Source organism: Paenibacillus sp. FSL M7-0656, assembly GCF_038003225.1.
In the GTDB taxonomy this organism is placed as follows: Bacteria; Bacillota; Bacilli; order Paenibacillales; family Paenibacillaceae; genus Paenibacillus; species Paenibacillus amylolyticus.
The window spans coordinates 2,325,154-2,345,597 of record NZ_JBBOOT010000001.1 but is presented as its reverse complement, the minus strand read 5'-3'; the positions used below and the strand labels follow the sequence as shown (position 1 = coordinate 2,345,597).

The window sequence follows — 20,444 nt, the reverse complement described above, 5'->3', positions numbered from 1 at the left end:
ACCATCTAGTTTGACGGGTGCAACATAGCTTGGATATTGGTATGTAAAGTCACGCTGGAAGTGAATAAAATGTACGATTGATTAACCGTGCGGATCAGAATCCTTTCGCTTGTGCCATTAACTGGACCGATCCGAATGGCGGATGGTTCGCTACCACCGTACGTATCATCCAGGGTGACCGATGTGATATGTGCGATGGGAATTTCAATTTTGGAAAACTGCCACCGGATGACCAGTTGATCTTCTACTTTTTTCACGTTAACACCAAACATAGGATGACCTCCTGTTGTGATTCAAATTATTGAAGTAATCTCGTATGTCCAGTTTATCATATTTTGGATAAAATTACCTTATTAATAATAAAGAGTGATGGTTTCTATCAACTGATTTCGAAAGTCCAATTCTATCCTGTGCAAAGGAGGAGAATGTATGAACGACTGGAATGCCTATCATTATTTTGAACAAAGTCTTGGTCCTTTCAGAAATCTCTCCAGCCTGTCTGCGGATGAAGCAGAAACAGTTACCCAGAAGATTCGTCTTCAGGGACGGAACTTTGCAAGTCGGCGACCCGCAGATTACATGACAATTCGCAGAACACTTGAACAAAGGGCTTATGAGCAGTTTGTTGCCAAAGGTGGGAAGCCGGTACAATCATATCCCCATTATATGACGCTCGGTGCATGCGAGTGGCTGTTGTCCTGGTATTCAGAACCCGATCATGTAATCATTCCATGGGGTGACCTTCCAGTTGAAGTTGTGAGTTTTACCTACGGGGACTTGTTTCCAACAATGAGGTTTGACGATGCTAAACCTTATCGTAAGCAGATCTATACCAAGGATGAAATCATGGAAGTTATTCAGTTCTATGGTTGGCCTCAGGAATGGAACCGTAAAGGTGATAAGGGGCCGGAACGATATATTGAGGTACAAGTCTGGGACGAACGTATTATCCAACCTTCCACACGTGACTGAGCTCGTTATGAAGATTTTTGATTTTATTATCGATCGCAAGAAGTGATCATGCGGAGATATCAGTGTACGATATCGAGGGTGGGATATTTGAGTAAAACATACAGGATTAACCATGATATATATCGAATACAAATAGAGAAATTAGAGAACTTATACTCCAACACAAAGGGTGTGCCACATGACGAATCTATTCGAACATTGTTCAGGTCAAACATTATCTGCCAACCTGAGATGGCTGAACGAGCCAGCAGATTGGTCCATTGAAGACGGCAAAGTAACGATAACCGTTTCGCCAATCAGTGACTTTTTCATTGATCCGGGAGGTGAGCCGGTGAAAGCTTCAGCTCCATTTTTACATACGATAGTCAAGGGAGATTTCAGCATCGTCACTCGAGTACAGGTCGACATGAAAGAACAGTATGACTCAGGCTGCCTGATGGTGAGGGTGGACGATACGAATTGGGCTAAAGTCTGCTTCGAATATTTTGAAGAACAGCCGTCTATTCTTAGTGTCGTTACTCGTGGTAACTCGGATGATTGTGTATCAGCACCCGTAGACGTTAACAAGCCTTATTTACGTGTAGCCCGGGCAGGCAACAGCTTTGCTTTCCATTATTCTCAGGATGGAGAGAAGTGGAAGCTGGTTCGTTATTTCGGACTCGACTGCGCGGAAGAGATCAAAGTTGGCATTGTGGCCCAATCCCCCATTGGGCAAGGGACCACGGTTACTTTTACAGACGTACAGCTTCAACATGGAGTGACCGGAAGTGTTCGCCGGGTAAAATAACAGGGATCAGAAGGTTGTTTTGTCATTTATTTCACCCGAATTAACATTCCGAACAGACCGAGTATAGCAAAGGCCAGAAATGCCGTTGTATTGGAAAACACTTCGATCGTATACCCTGCCATGGATGAGCCAAGAAATTGCCCAACACCCAGCGCGAGAAAGGCAAGGCTAATTCCGATGGACACATTTGGACTGAATAGTCTCGTCGCCCAAACGATAAATACACTGGTCAGGAAAATATACGTGCTGCCAAATATGATCGCAGAGATGAGACTGGCAGTCATTGAAGGCAGAAGGATAACCCCGAGCGAAATAGCCAATAAAAGTATGCCTATTCGGTAGGACCACCCAATCTCGAACCGTTCAATAATGCGACCAGCGCATCCACCGAGTATCCCCATAACCCCCATCACAATCCAGAACAACACGGCTTCCGAATCGGAGGCCCCTTTCTCGTCTGTGAGGAAGTTCCGGGCAAAGGTCCAGTAGATTGCAGAACTGAAACCTGTCAACAGACAAGCCATGAGCAGAGCAGACCCTGGTCTGGTAGGTTTCATACATGTCCAGAGAGACTTGGTACAAGGCAGTGTCTTGGTTGCCGGAATAACACGTCTGTTCCACAAAAGAACCACAACACCGATTACAGCAAACAGGATGTAGGTTAGACGCCAGTAATCCGTGAACAGCCAGTAGAGTGGACCTGATATTACAATTCCGAAGCTGGTCCCTGTGTTAATCCAGCTGTTGCCTCTTGCTTGTAGCTCGGGAGCAAGCTCGGCATTAACCGTGTTACCGAGGGCTGGAGAGGCCCAGCCTGTACTCAAACCGGCTAGAAATATACTAAATGTAAGAACCCATGCATTCTGAGCCAAGGCGATGCCGGTTAATCCGAGCACTGCGCTGATCCCTGCCAATTGAATGACATAATGATGTCCCTTGCGATTAATCAACAGTGGTGCAGTTAGAAGGGACAGACAGTAGGCAATATACGTTCCTGAGTTAATCGCGCCAGAGGCTGCATCATTTAATTGTAAGGCTTCCGAAATTTCCGGCATAAACAATCCATAACTGAATCGCCCGAATGCATAACATACAGCGATAAGTGCAATGCCTGGAAAGATAATTTTTTTCATTAAATCCACCGCCTTTTAGATAGAACGATCATTATATTTCTTATTAAATAAAAAAGTGAGTTGAAATATTAACTCACCCGGAATAGCTTTATTTGAAACTGGTCTGCGTCATATGGATCAGTTCAAGGCAGACGTCATTTACATTTTCTGTCTCAGCAAGTGCCGTGGAACCCTCCAGCAGCAGGGAGAATCGCAATAGATCTCGATCACTTGCAACAGGCGCCAATGTTTGGATTAAAGTTCGCATATGTCTTTTGTGCGCATTTACTGTCTGCACGATGATATGGTCCGCATGACCTCCGAATTCTTCTTTGGCGCGTAAAAATAAGCAACCTCTTGATTCGTGTTCTTTCAACCAGGTTGCATGTCCTTCAGCCAGATTGAGGAACATAGGTTGTGCTTTATTGTCTGCATATTGCCTGAGCTGTTCTAAATAACGCTGTTCGCGTCGTAAGAGTACCTGGACAATGAGATCATCCTTGGACTCAAAATGATTATATAACGTCATGATGGCAATCCCGGCATCCGTGATAATCCGCTTCAAGCCGATGGAATGGAAGCCGTGGAGGTAGAATAATTCTTCAGCCACGTTCAAAAGCATTTCCTTTTTGCTGCTCATGATCAGTGATACTCTCCCTTCAAAATAAGATAGAACGATCATTATACTTGTAGGCTATAATATATCTTTTACATTGTCAAATGTTGTGACTCCTCTTGTCTTTGGTTAGTTCAAAGCCTGGGCAGGGCGTTATATGAACAACGTCGTTGCACATTAACCGGACATATGAGAGCACAACATGACAGGTTTTTGGGTGGTTTATCCGTTATATTAGACATCAAGGAGTGATTATTACATGAACTGGATCAACGCATTACAGGTCGCTATTCAATATATGGAAGACCACTTACTCGAAAATATGACGATGGAGCAGATTGCAGCGCAGGCCCATATCTCTCCTTTTCATTTTCAGCGTACCTTTGCCTTATTAACAGATGTTACTGTAGGCGAATACATAAAACGCAGACGATTGACACTGGCGGCACATGAGCTGCTTCAAAGTGATCACAAAATCATTGATCTGGCATTTAAATACGGTTACGACACACCGGAATCTTTCTCCAAAGCATTTCGTAGACAACATGGGATCGCACCCAGTGAGGCTCGTAAGAATAGTAACGCTGTCCAATCGTATAATCGTCTGGTGATTCAAGTGAGTCTAAAAGGAGCAGAGCCGATGAAATATAAAATTGTTGAACATCCTGAATTTACGTTGGTCGGAGTAGAGCAAACTTTCTCATATGCAGATGGAGAACATCTGCAAGGTATCGGGAAGATGTGGCAGGAAGCGTGGGCAAGCGGTACAGAGGATCGTTTGTTTGAACTGAACAATGGGAATATTCCAGGGTTACTTGGCGTCGTTGTGGATCAGAGCGAAATTCAGGAGAAACAGATGCAATACTGGATTGCTACGGCTTACGATGGTGAAGTACCGGAAGGATTATCAAGCTTCACCATGCCTGCTTCCAAATGGAGTGTATTTGAAGTAGAAGGCCCGATGCCGGAGAGTATGCAGCTTCTGTGGAAACGGATTATTTCGGAATGGTTTCCATCCAACCCTTATGAGCACGCATATATGCCGGAGCTGGAAGTATACCCGGGCCCCCATCAACCGCCACAAATCTGGATACCGATTAAATAAATTTTAACCGTTTCAAACTCGATCATTGTCGCCCATAAACATTCGGATAACCGAAGCTGTTTATGGGTTATTTGGTTGTGATTAATTAGAGTTCGAAGTTGTACAGAGGATGTTCAAGCGTTGTTCATTTTATTGCAGCCAGGTAAACATGATATATTGGAACGAAGGTTAACAGCAATAAGAGGACAACGAGGTAAACCGCAGGAGGCAGATATGTTATATGAGAACCCATTCATTCAGACGATCATCAAACACGAGCAATTAATGCATGACCTGCGGAGAGTTCGTAGTCTCCATTTGCCTCAAAGTTACATAGGTGCAGGATATATTCGTAATTATTGAATAATAAGTGATTTGCGGAATAACGGGTACAAGAAGGAGTGTCTACGGATTTGATAAAAAAGTTCTTACACAAAAATGGACTGATCATTGATCTTGTCCTGTTGGCATGTTTTGTGGCGTTCCTGGCCTTCTGGGGCCAAAGATTCCCAGTCATGTTTTTCGGAATGATCACGGTGGCTTTTATCGTTCTAAGACGGATTGACTATCAGAAGCATGTTATTCTGAAACGGATTATCCTTACCGGAATTAGCGTGGCTGTCGTCTCTTTTGTCATTATCGAAGCCCTTGTATTCACACAGCTTGGTTCGAATGATCCGGAAGAAGCGGACTATGTCATTATTCTGGGTTCAGGCATCAGAGGAACGGAATTGTCATTGACCCTGAAGCAAAGGTTGGATGCCAGTCTGGACTACATTCGCAGCCACCCTCAGACACCGGTCATTGTATCGGGTGGGCAGGGACCTGGAGAATCGATTCCTGAAGCGCTCGCTATGAAAAACTATCTGATTGAACAGGGGATTAACCCCGCCCAAGTGATTATGGAAAATCGCTCCACAAGTACACAGGAGAATTTGGCCTTTTCCAAAAAAATCATTCTTCAATCGGGGTTAGAGCACCCTGAGATCATGATTGTCACCAGTGACTATCATATGTTCCGTTCCAAATACATCGCTGCCAAGAACGGTTATGCAGCAGAATACGGCATATCGGCTCCGTCACCGGGTTATCTGAAACCCGTCAACATGATCCGCGAATATTTTGCTACGATCAAAACATTTCTCTAATGCACATGACAGAAAAACGGAAACAGGACGAAGCGGAGATCTATGATCTATGCTTCGTCCTGTTTCCATATAAGGATGGCTATTGCTTCTTAACGATAGGTTATTTTTCTGAAGGAGCAGGTACAGTTACTGAAACCTTATCCCCAGGGAGAGCTACCATTTCAGGAGATTCACCGGTAAAAGGAACAGTGGCTGATTCTACAACTTTAGCCTCAGAAGGTTCAGTAGTAGATGGAACAGTAGTAGAAGGTACAGTAGCAGACGGAACTGGCACAGCTTCGGAAACTTCATCCTCAGGGAGAGCCACGATCTCAGGAGTTTCGGAAGTAGAAGGAGCAGTTACAGCTTCGGAAATTCCAACCTTGTTGGGAGAAGCTGCGATTTCAGAAGATCCACCCGTAGAAGGAACAGTCACAGCTTCAGAAGCCTCAGCCTCCACTTTAACTGTGTGGTTTGATGCCCATACGGCGGTGGACGTACTTACACCTGTAATAAGCAGGAGGGCTCCCATACTTAACATCCAATGTTTCTTTTTCAGTTTCTTTACATTAAACATAATCATCAATCTCCTTTTTAATTGTTTGCCTTCACCCGATAGGGACGAACAAAATTGAGCAGGCATTTTCTTGGTTCCCGCCATCACATTTAAAATTGTCTCACCATATCGTCTTCGTTCTTCGTGGGACATCTCTTTCACCACATCTTCATCACAAGCCAACTCGCTCCAGGTATGAATGTCCCGGCGAATGATATGAATCAGGGGATTGAACCAGTGCAGGGCACTAACCCCCAAGGTCAAAGCTTTGACCCACAGATCTTTATGTTTTAGATGTACCAACTCATGATGAATTACCATGCTGATGTCCATTTTCACCGTATTTTCGGGTGGCAGATATATCGTTGGTTTAAACAAGCCAACCAGTATAGGGCTTCGTACTAGCGTGCTGTGAGCAAGCGTGATATTACGTTTGAGACCCAAAGCCTCTTTGATTAATGGTAGCTGTACAGCTGCTTCACTATGACAGAGGACTGGGGTACGTGTACGAGATAATTCATTCAGAAATCTCCGATAACAGTACACCTGCCATGCAGAAAAACCAATGACTCCAATGCCCCAGACGCATAACAAGAACCAGGCTGTGGTTACCGAAATGGTTTGTTCCGGGATAAACGTTCCTGCAAGTACACCCGAAGCTGCTGCATTCTCCGTACCCGGTATAGTTGATGTCGTTTGGAATGCAATATCCAAAAGCCATGAAATTCCAAGAGATACCGGGAACAGATAAAACAAGATAGCCAGTTTACCGAGTCTGTAGAGCCACTTGGTCGGAAAAACAGATACGGGTATAAGTCGTAGTGCCAAAATACAAACAGAAACGATACTTCCCGCCACGGTCAGGCTGCACAGAATCTCAAAAAAGATATTCATAATCTGCACCTACTTTTCCGAAAGCCATTTTTTCAGTTCTGAAATGTCATTGTCTGAAAGCTTGTCACCGTCATACATGGCCGAAACCAAATTTTTAACTGAACCTTGATACAGTCCATCAAGAACGTGCTGCGTTTCCTGTAGTTTGTAATCTTCGGGCTTTAGAAGAGGCTCATAATCATTGGTCCGTCCACGTCTCGTAACGGTAAGAGCGCCTTTATCCACCAACCGTGACAGAAAGGTAGACATGGTCTGTGCTTTCCACGCTTTCCCCTTCTCAGCAAATATGTCTAATAGTTCTGTGGAGGTGACCGGTGGGGCGCATGACCATATAACAACCATTAACTCCATTTCTGTTTCGGATAATTTTTGAATCTGGTTCACAGTGAACACTCCTTAACATCGTTATGCGTCCATAACGATCATATTACTACACTACGTAGTACGTATAAACTACTACAACTTGTAGTGGATAGTCAAGTTATCCTGATAGATGATTGCCAAACCATGTTATAATATAGGTCATTAATAGAAGAACGATGTAGGAGTGAATGATCATTACAGCATATCAATTACCTGCTCTCTATGAGCAGAAGCGAGTTTCAATGCAAGCGATGGAAGAGATTGTACGCCTGTTGGCGCAGGCACCGCTATTATATGATGATGGACAGGGCATCCAGGTTCAGGATTACATGGGAGGCTTGGAGGTCCAACTTGAGCATGTGGTACTCCGTGCAGTGACCGAGTTGTACGAACTAGCTGTTCAGGCCTGCCGGGTCTTCGCCGATCCATTGGCGTACGAGCAACTTCAGGATGCGCTTGGGTTACAGGCTGAGTTATGGCAGGAGGAAGTGCTTACTCTTGCAAAGTGGATGGACTGGCTGAAGCAGATCAGCGAAGGAAAGAGAACACTGCCAGAGTACAACTTCACAGCGATGCTTGGGAACTTGCCGGACGGATTCATGATCCATGATTTTTATGATGAACTCCGATATCAACTGGAACAAAACCCTGCAAACGCATGGGCTATCGAAGAGCGGGATCGCTTGTACGTAGCTCTGGGTGCGAAATAAATCAAACCAACGGGTCACCGGCGGTGTTAATCTAATATCTGCATTTTGCATGCATAGAAACATTCCAATCTATATCTTGCGAGTTCTTTACCCAGTATGGGAAATGAGGGGATACCGTGAAGAAGGTTGTATTAGCTGGTGGAACGGGATTTGTCGGACAGGATTTTGCCCAAAGATTCAGAAAGCTGGGGTACGAGGTGTTAATTATCTCGCGTCAGCCCGGTCATATTGCCTGGGAGGATCGTGCAGGAATTATAGGGGCACTGGAAGAAGCAGAAATGTTGATTAACCTGGCAGGTAAATCGGTGAACTGCCGTTATACGGATGAGAATCGCAAAGCCATTCTGGAATCCAGAACCCGGACAACGCATATTCTCGGGGAAGCCGTCCTGGCTTGTAATCATCCTCCCGAACTATGGATTAATTCGAGTACAGCGACCATATACAGACATGCTGAAGATCGTCCCATGACGGAAAAAGAGGGCGAGATTGGCTCCGGATTCTCGGTCGACGTTGCCAAGGCATGGGAACAGGCTTTCTTTGAATTCAGCCTGCCGTCTACGCGTCAGATTGCACTGCGGATCGCGATTGTGCTGGGTGAGGGTGGCGTTATGGTGCCCATGACGAACCTCGTCCGTTTTGGACTGGGAGGATCTCAAGGCGCAGGAACACAGCAGTTCAGCTGGATTCATATCGAGGATCTGTTCCGTATGGTGATCTATCTGCAGGAGCATCCACACTTGAATGGTGTGTTTAATGCGTCCTCTCCGCATCCGGTGACGAATCGGGAGCTAATGTCGCGTCTGAGAGAACAGATGGGTGTGCGGATTGGACTACCTTCTCCTCGCTGGATGCTTGAACTGGGCGCACGTTTTATTCAGACCGAGACGGAACTGGTTCTCAAAAGCCGTTGGGTGATTCCCGAGCGAATGGAGAGGGAAGGCTTCACGTTCACATACGGTACACTAGATGCCGCTCTTGCCGAGATTTTGAATGAGAAGAAATGACACTTCATACAAAAGAAAACACAACAGGAAGGGCAGAGGCATCTGCCCTTTTGTTATATATGTTCAACTAAACATTTACACGATAACGGAGAGGACAGAAATAACTTGAAGAAGCGAAGCGTTCGCCTAAAAGCTTTCTGAAAGAAAGCTGCATCGGAAGCATATGCTTATCCCCGGATTTTCCCTTTTTAAGAAGGGAATCAAAAAAATCTGGGGATAACAGCGATTGGAAAGTTGTTCTGTCATCGCAGTGTCTGTGTAAATACTAATTAGCTGAACTTATAGAGGTTTTTCAAAAAGTCCGCTTTTGATTACGAAGGATGCCTATCGGCATCATCAGCATCGAATATGGAATTCAGCCGAAATGTCCGTTGCTCACGTAGTTTTCCTACGCTCCGCTACTCCATTTCTAGCTTCATCCCATCTTCTCGGTACTGAAAACCGGTCTTTTTGAATACGAACTTATATATCAGTCAGATGAACAGAAAGAGGTTGGGGAAATGCAACTTAGAAGAGTAAGGATCGCGGGAACAGGGAAGTACCTGCCTGAACAGGAAGTCACCGATGAGGAACTGGATCGCCGCTTGGACGTGCCTGCGGGCTGGGTTAGCAAAGCTACAGGCGTAGGTGTACGTCATTATGCTTCGGGTGAAGAAACCTCCTCTTTCATGGGCGCACGGGCTGCGGAAGCTGCACTGGCGGATGCAGGATTACAATTCAGTGATATCGACTGTCTGGTGTGTACCAGTGGCACGAAGGAACAACCGTTGCCAAGTACGGCGGTATTTATCCAGCAGGCCATGGGGCAGCAAGATTCGGGCGTACCTGCCTTTGATATGGATGCAACCTGCCTAAGTTTCCTGAACGGACTGGATGTGATTTCCTATATGGTAGATGCTGGACGTTACCAGCGAGTACTGCTCGTAGCCACTGAGATTGCCTCAGCCGGACTGAATTGGTCGGATAAAGAAAGTGCGGCCCTGTTCGGAGATGGAGCGGCCGCTGTTATTATTGAGCGTTCGCCTGAAGGGTCATCCTCTCAGATTGTACATGCTTCCCTTCAAACCTACAGCCGAGGTGCTCGCTTCTCGGAGATTGCAGGTGGAGGTACACGGCTGCATGCTTCGAATTATAAGGCGGATCAGCCTGAACCCTACCTTTTTCATATGGATGGACAGGCGATCTTCCGCATGGCTTCCAGACTTTTGCCTGGATTCATTGGTGATATGCTTCAGGCGACCGGGAATCGAATGGAGGATTTCCAATTGGTCATTCCCCATCAGGGAAGTGCCATGGCGATGAGACTGATTCGCAAGAAGCTTGGCATTGCTGAAGATCGGTTTATGGACATCACACGAAATCACGGCAATACGATTGCGGCATCGATCCCGATGGGTCTGCATGAAGCGATTAGACAACAGCGTATTCAGCGTGGTGATCGGGTGTTGATGATTGGCACGGCTGCCGGATTATCATTGGGAGGACTCATTTTTGACTACTAGATCTGGGGAAACCAGACATCGTACAGTTGCTTCTCTCCGTGTGCTTCTTACAGGCGGAAGGGCTCCCGTAACACTCGATCTGGCACGCATGCTTCATCGGGCAGGCCATCGGGTCTATGTTGCGGAGAGTGCCTTACGGCATCTGACCAGATCATCCAGTGCAGTGGAACAGTGCGCTGTGGTCCCATCGCCGCGTCATAACACACGTGCGTATCTGGCAGAGCTGGAACGGTTGGCACAGGATTGGCAGATCGACCTGTTGATTCCGATGTGTGAAGAAGTCTTTTATGTTGCTCAAGGGGCAGACAGACTGCGTGTATATTGCCGTGTTCTGGTTACAACCTTGGAGCAGCTGCATGAGTTGCATCATAAATATGAATTTATCCAGCTTGCAAGGTCACTCGGTCTTTCGGTTCCGGATACACACCTGATCCACAGTCGGCAGGAATGGATGGAAGCTCAGTCTGTTCTGGGAAAAGTAGGAGATTGGGTATGGAAACCGGTGTATTCCCGCTTTGCAGCCAAAGTTCGCATGCCAACACTCATGAACGATGAGGCTAGGGCAGGGACGGATCAGGAAGGAAACGTAAGCGAAAAGAAACGTCGACATTTCCGTAACGACCCTCCGGACGAGGTAGCACTATCATCTATTTCACCTTGGGTTGCACAGGCCTACATTCCTGGTCAGATGTTATGTACATACAGCATAGCGCATGAAGGGCAACTGGTTGCACATGCCACATACGACAGTCGCTATCGTACAGGAAGCGTGGGAGCCAGTGTTTTTTTTGAACATGTGGGACATGAGGGTGCCCTTGCGTGGGTGAGACAATTTGTTGAGGCAACGGGGTTTAGCGGACAGATTGGGTTTGATTTTATAGAAGGTCAGGACAGGCGAGTGTACGCGATTGAGTGTAATCCGAGAGCAACGAGTGGGATTCATCTGTTTCACCCCGGAGATGACTTGGTGCGTGCACTAACTGAACCGGAGACGTTGGTAAAAGAAAGAAAAATGATCACGCCCGCACGGGGCAGCAAAGCCATGCTCATGCTCCCCATGCTGGGAAGCGGAGTACAGCAGATCTTTGGCAAAGGGAAACTCCGTGCATGGATAGCTGCGTGGCGTGGAACCAGGGATGTGGTCTATGTAGGGCAGGATATCCAGCCTGTATTTGAACAATTCGGAGTGGTGCTAGCTGCATGGCGTCTGGCAAGATCACAGAAGTGCTCGCTGACTGAAGCTTTGACTCATGACATAGAATGGAACGGTGAACAACAATGAATAGAGCATTGGTTACAGGAGCTACGGGATGTCTGGGCAGGCATCTCGCGATGCGACTTGCTAAAGAGGGATGGGAAGTCACTGGCATGGGCCGACAGCCAAAGATTGGTGCAGAACTTGAGTTGGCAGGAATCCGATTCTTGAGTGGAGATATACGGGATCAGGCAACAGTAAACGAAGCGTGTGCGGGGCAGGATATGGTCTTTCACTGTGCAGCTCTATCCTCGCCATGGGGCCGATATCGTGACTTTTATAGCAGCAATGTGGAAGGGACGCAGAATCTTGTAGATGTATGCCTGCATAATGAAGTACAGCGATTCATACATGTCTCAACTCCGAGTATATATTTTAACTACAATCCGCGATATAACGTACTTGAGAATGATCCGTTGCCATCCAAACCAGCCAATCATTATGCAGCCACGAAGCTTCTCGCTGAGCAGGTTGTAATGGAGGGGCATGCGAAGGGACTTCCATCGATCATGATTCGACCGCGAGCCATTTTTGGTCCGTATGATCAGACGTTATTTCCCAGAATTGTCGCAGCAAATGCAAAATCAGGCGTGCCCATGATCGGTGGTGGACAGGCGTTAATCGATCTGACCTGTGTGGATAATGTGGTGGACGCCTTGTTGTTATGCCGTGATGTTGATGCCGAAGCACTCGGAAGAGCTTACAATATCTCCAATGGCGATCCGAGAGCGTTCAGTGAGTTGGTGAGCAGCCTGTTTGGCATGCTGGATATGCCCTTGCGTCGTCGAAACATTCCTTATCGGATGGCATATGGTGTGGCAGCGTTGCTGGAGCGAGTTCATGGCTATATTCCTGCGTTGGGTGAACCTGCATTAACACGGTATACAGTCGGCTCCTTATCCATCCCACAGACGTTGGATATTACGGATGCACGGGAGCAATTGGGATACATCCCTCGGGTGTCCATTGAAGAGGGATTGCAACAATTTGCAGACTGGTGGAGGGCTGAATCATGCTGACAACAACTCCGGTGAAACTATATTTGGGTGCGGCGGGTTACTGTACACATCCAGAGTTTCTGACGCTGCGTGGTGGTCGATTGAGTCCAGTACATTTCCCGGCAGGATTTGCCTGCATCATTCATCCCGTACATGGACCGATCCTGTTGGATACGGGATATAGTTCCCGCTTTTTTGAGGAAACGGCTCATTTGCCTAATGCAATGTATCGTCATATTACACCAGTGGTCTATCGTGAAGAGGATAGTGCCGTTCATTTTTTGGCTCGAATTGGACTGAAAGCTTCGGATATTCGGTATATCATCCTCTCGCATTTTCACGGCGATCATATCGCGGGTGTACGAGATTTCCCAGAGGCACACTTCATTTATCTGCCAAGGGCCTATGATGCTGTGCGCTCACTTGGTCCGATTGCGGCTGTAAAAGCAGGTTTTCTTGCGGGGCTGTTGCCCGAGGATTTTATAGTCAGATCATTGCCAGTTACGTGTGAGCCTGAGCGATGGATAAGAGCGGGGGAAGCTTTCCCTTTTGATGAGGTCTACGACATCTTTGGTGATGGCAGTCTGCTTGGGGTGGATGTATCCGGTCATGCGGAAGGCATGATGGGACTCCTGTTGCGCACAGAAGAACATGACTATTTTCTCTGTGCGGACGCGGTATGGTCGAGTCGGGCTTTTCGTGAACAGCGCAGACCGAATATTCTTGCTGGAATCATTATGTCGAATCGACAGGAATACCATCGTAACTTTGACAAGCTGGTTCAGCTGCATCAGCAATTTCCCCACATTCGGATTGTGCCGAGTCATTGTCGAGATGTACTGGACGCTTGGGGTGCAGGAGGGCTGAAACGATGAGTAATACCTTTCGTATTGTGGTTCATTATGCACTCGCACGTGGGCTGCGAACATGGAAAACACGAGAACAACTTGAGCGCTGGCAAGAGCGCCGGATTATTCGGCATGTTCATCAGATCCGTGCCCGATCTCCGTTTTACCGGAAGTGGTGGGGTGGCGTGGACGCAACCGACTGGAGAAGCTTTCCGTTGATTGACAAATCAACCATGATGGAACATTTTGATACACTGAACACGGTGGGTATTACCAAGGACAAAGCTCTGGCTCTTGCAGGTGAAAGTGAAGAAACACGTGATTTCAAACCTTCCATTCAAGGCGTGACGGTTGGACTGTCTTCGGGCACGTCAGGGAACCGGGGGATATTTCTGGTGAGTGATCGGGAGCAGGATGCGTGGACGGGTACGGTGCTGGCCAAGTTGCTGCCTGGTGGACTGTGGAAACCTGCAAAGATTGCGTTTTTCCTGCGGGCCAACAGTAATCTGTATGAATCGGTGCAACGTGGCAAATTGCAGTTTCAGTACTTTGATCTGCTGGAACGTGTGGAGACCTTGGTTAAGCGGCTGGAAACCTACCAACCTACCGTGTGGGTGGCTCCTCCATCCATGCTGCGTCTGTTGGCGGATGCGTATGTGGCAGGATATCTGACTGCTGTACCGGATAAAATCATCTCTGTTGCCGAGGTGCTGGACCCCCTGGATCGCAAGGTGTTGGAGAAGATCTTCGGACAGACCGTTCATCAAGTCTATCAGTGCACAGAAGGGTTCCTGGGTGCAACCTGTCGTTATGGCACATTGCATTTGAATGAAGATATCGTGCATATTGAAAAAGAGTTCATTGATCCCGCCACCCGACGGTTCGTGCCCATTATTACGGACTTCTCCAGAACATCACAGCCGATCATCCGATATCGGTTGAATGATATTCTGACCGAGGCGGCGCTGCCATGTGCCTGTGGTTCCCCGTTTACTGCCATTGAGCGGATTGAAGGCCGCTGTGATGACACGCTTTATTTTTCAAACATGCATACGGGTGAGGCGGTACCGGTCTTTCCGGATTTCGTTACCCGTTCGGTCATTGCGGCTTCGCCGGATATTGAACATTATCGTGTGGTGCAGCAAGGGGACGGAACAATGGAGGTATCCCTTCGACTTGGCGGGAACGCAGTGATGGCTCAGGTTGAGACCAATGTACTGCTGGAACTGATGAAGCTGGGAGAGCGGCTTGAATGCACCTTACCTGAGATCAGATTTGTACCGTATACGTTTGAACCGGGACTTACGAAGCTGCGCAGGGTGGAGAGACGGCATAATGGAGTGGCGGATTAAGCAGCAGGGGCCGTGCGGTATAGGTAGGAACGGGAAGTAAGTAATTTACCGAGGAAAGAAGGACACACCGTGACAGTAGAGGAAAACTTAACAGAAGCCGGACAGGGACGGATTAATGCAGGTTCTGATGTAGTGAAAAAGACGAAGGAAGGAACTAACGCTCCGGTGGCCTTAATTACGGGTACCTCCAGTGGTTTTGGTATGCTTACCGCGATCACCCTTGCCAAGCAGGGATACCTTGTTGTTGCTACAATGCGTGATCTGAGACGAAGAGAAGAATTGGTGAAACTGGCTGAACAGGCGGGGTTAGCTGAACGTTTGCAATATGTGCAACTGGACGTGACCGATGCTGAATCCGTGCAGAAAGCTGTGCGGTCCGTACTTCATAATAATGGCCGAATCGACATGCTGGTGAACAATGCAGGATTTGCGGTGGGCGGGTTCATTGAGGAAGTGTCAATGGAGGATTGGCGGCGCCAGATGGAAACGAATCTATTTGGATTAATCGCTGTGACACGTGCGGTCCTGCCTGTGATGCGTGAACAGAAGCAGGGGTTAATTATAAATTTGTCCAGCGTCAGTGGGTTGTCCGGTTTTCCAGGGTATGCGCCATATGCTGCCTCCAAATTTGCTGTGGAAGGATTCACGGAAAGTTTGCGGCATGAGATGTCTTCGTTTGGTGTTCGGGTGGTATTAGTTGAGCCTGGTTCTTATCGCACACCGATCTGGAATAAAGGTTTGGGTGAGATTCACCGGAGCGAGGACTCTCCGTATAAGCATAAGTTGGACGCGGTTCTTCGTTATTCCAAACATGCGAGCGAGACGGCACCTGATCCACAGGAGGTAGCTGATCTGATTGGCCGAATAGCACGGATGCGTGCACCAAGACTTCGATATGCTTTGGGAAAAGGTTCGCGTGTGCTCATCATAGGTAAAGCACTGCTACCATGGAAGTGGCTGGAGTGGATCATCGCCCGTGGTTTAAAATAGAGATAAGGTACGAGTCACGATTGCGTAATTTCCGAAAAGGAGAGATTAGCCATATTCGAATTCATCGTCATTATTTTACTTCTTGCGATTGTGGGTCTGCTCTTTCATATCAATAGCAAGCTGCCAGCGCGTGACCGGGTGAAGGAAGCAATGGAACGGGATCGGAATCAGAAACATAATCAGGATGCTCCAAATTAAAACGCGGAGGTTACCAATGAAAATGGCATTCGTTTTGTTTGATGGACTGACTTTCCTTGATTTTGCAGGGTTTTATGATGTGATCAATCGGTTGAATTTCTTTGAACCTACCAAAGGAACGACGTGGGAAACCTGTGCGATGACAGATCAGGTCACGGATGAGTCTGGTCTAAAGTTGAAGGTGGATCGAGTGAAGCCTGACCTATCAGAATATGATCTCGTGTTTATCCCCGGAGGCATGGGAACGCGCAAGCTTCGATATGACGAGGCCTTTGTAGGTTGGCTGAAACAGGCTGAGTCTGTGCCTTTGAAGGTTTCGGTGTGCACAGGCTCTCTGCTGCTGGGTGCGGCTGGTTTTTTATCCGGCAAAAAAGCAACAACACATCCCCGTGCATATAATTTGCTTGAGCCGTATGTCACCGAGGTGATTCAGAAGCGGATTGTAAAAGATGGAAATGTAATTACTGCCGGTGGTGTGGCCACGTCCATTGACCTTGGGATTTATGTTGTTGGGTTGCTTGCAGGACAGGAAGCGGCAGCGAATGTAAAACTTCAGATCGATTATCCTTATGAGATGCAGGGAGTGGTCGAAGAATGAATGCAGATCTCAAGCAAGAGACTTATATCATTCGCAATATTCAGCGGGATGAAGCAGACATATACTGGCCTTTGCGACTGGAAGCACTGAAAACACATCCTGAAGCCTTCGGGGCTTCGTTCGAGTTGTCCATTCAACTCCCCATGAGTGAAGTGCAGGAGCGCATACATAATGAACCGGATGATTATATTCTGGGAGCATACACAGAAGAAGGAACCTTGGCGGGAATGATGGGTTTCAAAAGAGAATATGGCCTAAAGCTCAGGCACAAAGGCATGATCTGGGGCGTCTATGTTGCTCCGCCATATCGGGGAAGTGGGCTGGCTTCGCTCTTGCTCCGCGAGGTGCTGGATCGTGGAAGACATCTGGAAGGCATCAAGCAGATTAATCTGAGTGTAGTGACAACGAATGAATCAGCCCGACGTTTATACGAGCGATATGGATTTGAAGTTTTCGGCATCGAGCGTAACGCATTGGAAGTCAACGGTCAGGGATATGATGAGGCGCATATGAATTACTTTTACACGGAGCATTCAACATTGAATGAAGATACCAGCACAGGAGGAGTCCGATGACAGATCAAGTTGAACTTGAGATCGACGGTGTTTCCTTTGTCTTAAAAGAGTCTCATTCTTTCGACTGGTTACAGCCCTTGGGTACGGTCTTTCGCGTATTCGATCAGCAGGATTCAGGGAATCTCTCTTTTGGTATTGTGCAAAAGGATGGAAAGCGATTGTTCGTTAAATATGCGGGAGCACATACAATTCATGCGAATCATACGGGAAGTCCCCCGGAAGCCATTCGTCATCTGAAATCATCTGTTTCCGTTTACGAAGATTTGGCGCATGACACGTTGATTCGACTAACGGATCATTTTGCAACGGATGAGGGGTATGCCTGTGTATTCGACTGGGTGGATGGGGAGTGTCTGCATTCCCATTGGTATTTTCCGCCTCCGGCCAAATATGAAGATCCGCGTTCGCCCTATTATCGGTTCAGACAGCTTTCGGTGAAGACACGTATTCAGGCGATGGAGCAGATTCTGAATTTTCATATCGAGGTGGAACGAAGAGGTTATGTGGCTGTTGATTTGTACGATGGCAGTCTGATCTATGATTTTGACAGAAACTTTATGAAAATTTGTGATATCGACTTGTATCGGAAGGGCTCTTTTACCAATACCATGGGTCGCATGTGGGGATCTTCCCGCTTTATGTCCCCTGAGGAATTTGAGTTGGGTGCACCCATAGATGCGGTTACCAATGTATTCAACATGGGGGCAATGGCGTTTGGGTTGCTTGGTGGGGAGAAAGATCGTTCCTATGACAGATGGGATGCCGGAGAAGCATTGTATCAGGTTGTGATACGTGCAGTGAGCGATGATCGGTCCGAGCGGTACGCATCGATTGCGGAACTTGGTGAGGCCTGGAAACAAGCTGCGATTTAAGGTCAATGAGTGAGTGGTGGAATTTTCGCAAATGTGCAAAATCCATTCGTATATGTGTGTGAAATCCCGTATAATGGAAATTATTAAGGGGGGTGCAGATGATGTGCAGATATGCCTTGTCAGGACCATATAAAGACATCTATGCATGTTTCATTTGTCGCAAATCATTTAAACAAGTTTCCAGACATGACCTGAGCCCTGAGGTGGTGGCACAACTTGAATATAAATGCCCGCAATGTGCCACATCTATGGTTAGCATGGGACACGATTTCCAGGCGCCCAAGCAAAATGATACCAAACAATGGACCAAAGTAATGATGCTGTACCGTCATGGTTATACCTATCATAATTGCGGGTGCGGGGCTGGATATCGTCCTGCAGAATTACGTCAATTATCCGAATTTCTGGAGCAGCAGGAAGCTGGTAAAGGCAGTGTAGGCGAACGATTATTGCAAAGGTTAACTTCATAGTTATGGTTCCAAAATCCAACCTGTCGTCTATGGGAATGTTGAAAATACAGGTGAGTACTTTATATACGATCAACGAGCAGCAGCGTCTATTAAGCATCAACGAGCCGGGTGGTGGGCAGGCTCCAGCCATTTTTATCGGCATGACTTCTGCTGGTTCACTGATCTATTATCATGAGCAGTTACCGCCGGATCTAATGGATGAGTTGGGGAAGGATTGCGAGCTTCCGTTGGATATTCCGAAACTGATTCTAAAGGTGGAAACCTTTGAGCCAGTTAACCGTGTGTGGATGGGACCCGCCTATGTTTTTCCTGAGTCATCTCACGAGTGGAATCAGAAGGTTCAGTTGATTGGTCAGGAGCAGCGTTATTTGCTGGCAGAGCATTTCCCTGAATTAACAGACTACTTGTATGAAAAAAGCCCTGTTGCCGCTTATGTTATTGGGGATTCTGCTGTAGCAGTGTGTTGCTCCGCGAGGCTCTCCAATCATGGAGCGGAAGCTAGTTTGTATACGGCACCCGGTTATAGAGGACATGGATATGCAGCGGAGACAGTAAAGTGCTGGCAGTATTATGTCAAGGAGCGTGGACGCATGCCAATCTACAGTACATCTTGGGATAATCTTGCTTCACAGCAAGTTGCCCGTAAACTCGGATTAATTCAGTTCGGTGTGGATTTCAGTATCACAACTGTGGATTTGAGGAAGGACTGTGATGTCTGATGATTCGCACTTTCGTACAAAAGGATCTGAAGTATGTCATTGAAGCGCATATCCGAATTTATGGAAACGAGTATAATTATGATCATAGCTTTGCTGAATTTATCACCCATGGCGCGCGTAGATTATATCAATCTGTGGGCTTTGAAGTGAAGGAAGTCCGCAAGCAGATGTTGTCAGGTCAGGGGCTTACCGAAGAACAATGGGAACTTGTTCTGTAGTTGGCCGAGGGCTTGAGCATGAAAGTCGAATCTGTTGCGTTAACTCGTTGTTGAAAGGAGTGGTACAGTGAATCGGAGAAGACTGATTCTGGGTTTGTTATCCGTATGCACAGCATTGACGGTAGCAGCATGTTCGATTCGGACAGAAGACCAAGCATTATCAGCATCGATTGAAAGCAACCTGCAGCAGATGGTTAGCGACCCTGTCCTCCTGACCAGTAGCAATCCGAATGATTATATTGCTGGTAACCGGGAGGCATACGACGACATCTTGAATACGGGTGAGGAAGGATTGCATCTGCTGCTACAGCAGCTCGAATCCAGTCCGGATAATGGTCTTAAGGAATGGATCATGGCTCGGGCAAGTACTGAACTGCTTGGAGAGCTTAACCCTGTAGAGGCGTGGCATAGTGGCAAGGACTGGCTCAAGCAGTATAAAATGAACGTAGAATAATGGTTTATCTTCTCTATAGTACCTGACTTAGCGGAAGTAATGGAGGGGGCGGAATCGATTCTGAAGAAGCGATAGCGTTCGCCTTTGTCTCCGATCAGAAGAACGATCCGTAACCGGAATGGTTCCCGCAAGCCGTCAAGCACTGTAGTGTGTGATGAGCCGGAAGT

Annotated in this window: 25 protein-coding genes; 20 read left to right on the top strand and 5 right to left on the bottom strand. The window is 47.1% G+C overall.

What is annotated here, in order from left to right; genetic code table 11:
• Positions 1–5: 5 nt before the first annotated feature.
• A complete protein-coding gene (locus MHI01_RS10155; protein ID WP_127544537.1) occupies positions 6–272 on the bottom strand; it encodes a SunI/YnzG family protein in 267 nt (88 codons plus the stop codon).
• Between the two features lie 157 nt (positions 273–429).
• Between MHI01_RS10155 and MHI01_RS10150 the strand changes: the two genes are divergently transcribed.
• Positions 430–972 carry a hypothetical protein gene (locus MHI01_RS10150; RefSeq protein ID WP_127544534.1) on the top strand — a complete coding sequence of 181 codons (543 nt, stop codon included), beginning with the start codon at positions 430–432 and terminating at the stop codon, positions 970–972.
• Between the two features lie 178 nt (positions 973–1,150).
• The gene (locus MHI01_RS10145; RefSeq protein ID WP_076318276.1) at positions 1,151–1,759 is read left to right on the top strand and encodes a DUF1349 domain-containing protein; all 609 of its coding nucleotides are present in this window, start codon (positions 1,151–1,153) and stop codon (positions 1,757–1,759) included.
• 26 nt (positions 1,760–1,785) lie between these two features.
• Here MHI01_RS10145 and MHI01_RS10140 read toward each other — a convergent pair whose 3' ends face one another.
• On the bottom strand, positions 1,786–2,892 hold the full coding sequence (locus MHI01_RS10140) for an MFS transporter (RefSeq protein ID WP_101313291.1): 1,107 nt from the start codon (positions 2,890–2,892) through the stop codon (positions 1,786–1,788).
• Between the two features lie 88 nt (positions 2,893–2,980).
• Complete coding sequence (locus tag MHI01_RS10135; RefSeq protein WP_036610260.1) at positions 2,981–3,511, bottom strand: TetR/AcrR family transcriptional regulator; 531 nt, start codon at positions 3,509–3,511, stop codon at positions 2,981–2,983.
• Between the two features lie 235 nt (positions 3,512–3,746).
• Between MHI01_RS10135 and MHI01_RS10130 the strand changes: the two genes are divergently transcribed.
• The 3 genes from MHI01_RS10130 (at position 3,747) to MHI01_RS10120 (ending at position 5,719) form a co-directional block, all read left to right on the top strand.
• A complete protein-coding gene (locus MHI01_RS10130) occupies positions 3,747–4,592 on the top strand; it encodes an AraC family transcriptional regulator (protein WP_340983033.1) in 846 nt (281 codons plus the stop codon).
• Positions 4,593–4,712: 120 nt separating this feature from the next.
• Positions 4,713–4,934: a hypothetical protein gene (locus tag MHI01_RS10125; protein WP_340983032.1), complete on the top strand. Its 222-nt coding sequence runs from the start codon at positions 4,713–4,715 to the stop codon at positions 4,932–4,934.
• A 50-nt stretch (positions 4,935–4,984) separates the two neighbouring features.
• The gene (locus MHI01_RS10120) at positions 4,985–5,719 is read left to right on the top strand and encodes a YdcF family protein (protein ID WP_340983031.1); all 735 of its coding nucleotides are present in this window, start codon (positions 4,985–4,987) and stop codon (positions 5,717–5,719) included.
• A 100-nt stretch (positions 5,720–5,819) separates the two neighbouring features.
• On the opposite strand, the gene MHI01_RS10115 is transcribed toward MHI01_RS10120, so the two are convergent.
• Entirely contained in the window at positions 5,820–7,148 is a 1,329-nt protein-coding gene (locus MHI01_RS10115; RefSeq protein ID WP_340983030.1) for a M56 family metallopeptidase, read from the bottom strand.
• Positions 7,149–7,157: 9 nt separating this feature from the next.
• Positions 7,158–7,532: a BlaI/MecI/CopY family transcriptional regulator gene (locus MHI01_RS10110; RefSeq protein ID WP_340903135.1), complete on the bottom strand. Its 375-nt coding sequence runs from the start codon at positions 7,530–7,532 to the stop codon at positions 7,158–7,160.
• Positions 7,533–7,699: 167 nt separating this feature from the next.
• Between MHI01_RS10110 and MHI01_RS10105 the strand changes: the two genes are divergently transcribed.
• The 15 genes from MHI01_RS10105 (at position 7,700) to MHI01_RS10035 (ending at position 20,277) form a co-directional block, all read left to right on the top strand.
• Positions 7,700–8,221, top strand: a complete 522-nt coding sequence (locus tag MHI01_RS10105) for a hypothetical protein (RefSeq protein WP_340983029.1) — start codon at positions 7,700–7,702, stop codon at positions 8,219–8,221.
• A 116-nt stretch (positions 8,222–8,337) separates the two neighbouring features.
• Positions 8,338–9,228: a TIGR01777 family oxidoreductase gene (locus tag MHI01_RS10100; protein ID WP_340983028.1), complete on the top strand. Its 891-nt coding sequence runs from the start codon at positions 8,338–8,340 to the stop codon at positions 9,226–9,228.
• A 500-nt stretch (positions 9,229–9,728) separates the two neighbouring features.
• Positions 9,729–10,730, top strand: coding sequence for a beta-ketoacyl-ACP synthase III (locus MHI01_RS10095; protein ID WP_047842224.1), 1,002 nt, complete (start codon positions 9,729–9,731; stop codon positions 10,728–10,730).
• Complete coding sequence (locus MHI01_RS10090; RefSeq protein ID WP_340983027.1) at positions 10,720–12,012, top strand: ATP-grasp domain-containing protein; 1,293 nt, start codon at positions 10,720–10,722, stop codon at positions 12,010–12,012. The genes MHI01_RS10095 and MHI01_RS10090 overlap by 11 nt, the downstream gene beginning before the upstream one ends.
• Entirely contained in the window at positions 12,009–13,004 is a 996-nt protein-coding gene (locus MHI01_RS10085; RefSeq protein WP_340983026.1) for an NAD-dependent epimerase/dehydratase family protein, read from the top strand. The genes MHI01_RS10090 and MHI01_RS10085 overlap by 4 nt, the downstream gene beginning before the upstream one ends.
• On the top strand, positions 12,998–13,858 hold the full coding sequence (locus MHI01_RS10080) for an MBL fold metallo-hydrolase (protein WP_340983025.1): 861 nt from the start codon (positions 12,998–13,000) through the stop codon (positions 13,856–13,858). The genes MHI01_RS10085 and MHI01_RS10080 overlap by 7 nt, the downstream gene beginning before the upstream one ends.
• Positions 13,855–15,183 (top strand): F390 synthetase-related protein, encoded by a 1,329-nt coding sequence (locus MHI01_RS10075; RefSeq protein ID WP_340983024.1) that lies wholly within the window; start codon positions 13,855–13,857, stop codon positions 15,181–15,183. The genes MHI01_RS10080 and MHI01_RS10075 overlap by 4 nt, the downstream gene beginning before the upstream one ends.
• 69 nt (positions 15,184–15,252) lie before the next feature.
• Positions 15,253–16,173, top strand: coding sequence for an SDR family oxidoreductase (locus MHI01_RS10070; protein WP_340983023.1), 921 nt, complete (start codon positions 15,253–15,255; stop codon positions 16,171–16,173).
• Positions 16,174–16,387: 214 nt separating this feature from the next.
• Positions 16,388–16,969 carry a DJ-1/PfpI family protein gene (locus MHI01_RS10065; RefSeq protein ID WP_340983022.1) on the top strand — a complete coding sequence of 194 codons (582 nt, stop codon included), beginning with the start codon at positions 16,388–16,390 and terminating at the stop codon, positions 16,967–16,969.
• On the top strand, positions 16,966–17,544 hold the full coding sequence (locus MHI01_RS10060) for a GNAT family N-acetyltransferase (protein WP_340983021.1): 579 nt from the start codon (positions 16,966–16,968) through the stop codon (positions 17,542–17,544). The genes MHI01_RS10065 and MHI01_RS10060 overlap by 4 nt, the downstream gene beginning before the upstream one ends.
• Positions 17,541–18,416, top strand: a complete 876-nt coding sequence (locus tag MHI01_RS10055) for a serine/threonine-protein kinase (RefSeq protein WP_340983020.1) — start codon at positions 17,541–17,543, stop codon at positions 18,414–18,416. Before MHI01_RS10060 ends, MHI01_RS10055 begins: the two co-directional genes overlap by 4 nt.
• 98 nt (positions 18,417–18,514) lie before the next feature.
• Positions 18,515–18,886 carry a hypothetical protein gene (locus tag MHI01_RS10050; protein WP_397387023.1) on the top strand — a complete coding sequence of 124 codons (372 nt, stop codon included), beginning with the start codon at positions 18,515–18,517 and terminating at the stop codon, positions 18,884–18,886.
• A 50-nt stretch (positions 18,887–18,936) separates the two neighbouring features.
• Positions 18,937–19,605: a GNAT family N-acetyltransferase gene (locus MHI01_RS10045; RefSeq protein ID WP_340983019.1), complete on the top strand. Its 669-nt coding sequence runs from the start codon at positions 18,937–18,939 to the stop codon at positions 19,603–19,605.
• Positions 19,605–19,823: a hypothetical protein gene (locus MHI01_RS10040; protein WP_340983018.1), complete on the top strand. Its 219-nt coding sequence runs from the start codon at positions 19,605–19,607 to the stop codon at positions 19,821–19,823. The genes MHI01_RS10045 and MHI01_RS10040 overlap by 1 nt, the downstream gene beginning before the upstream one ends.
• Positions 19,824–19,890: 67 nt before the next feature.
• Positions 19,891–20,277 carry a hypothetical protein gene (locus tag MHI01_RS10035; RefSeq protein ID WP_340983017.1) on the top strand — a complete coding sequence of 129 codons (387 nt, stop codon included), beginning with the start codon at positions 19,891–19,893 and terminating at the stop codon, positions 20,275–20,277.
• Positions 20,278–20,444: the final 167 nt, after the last annotated feature.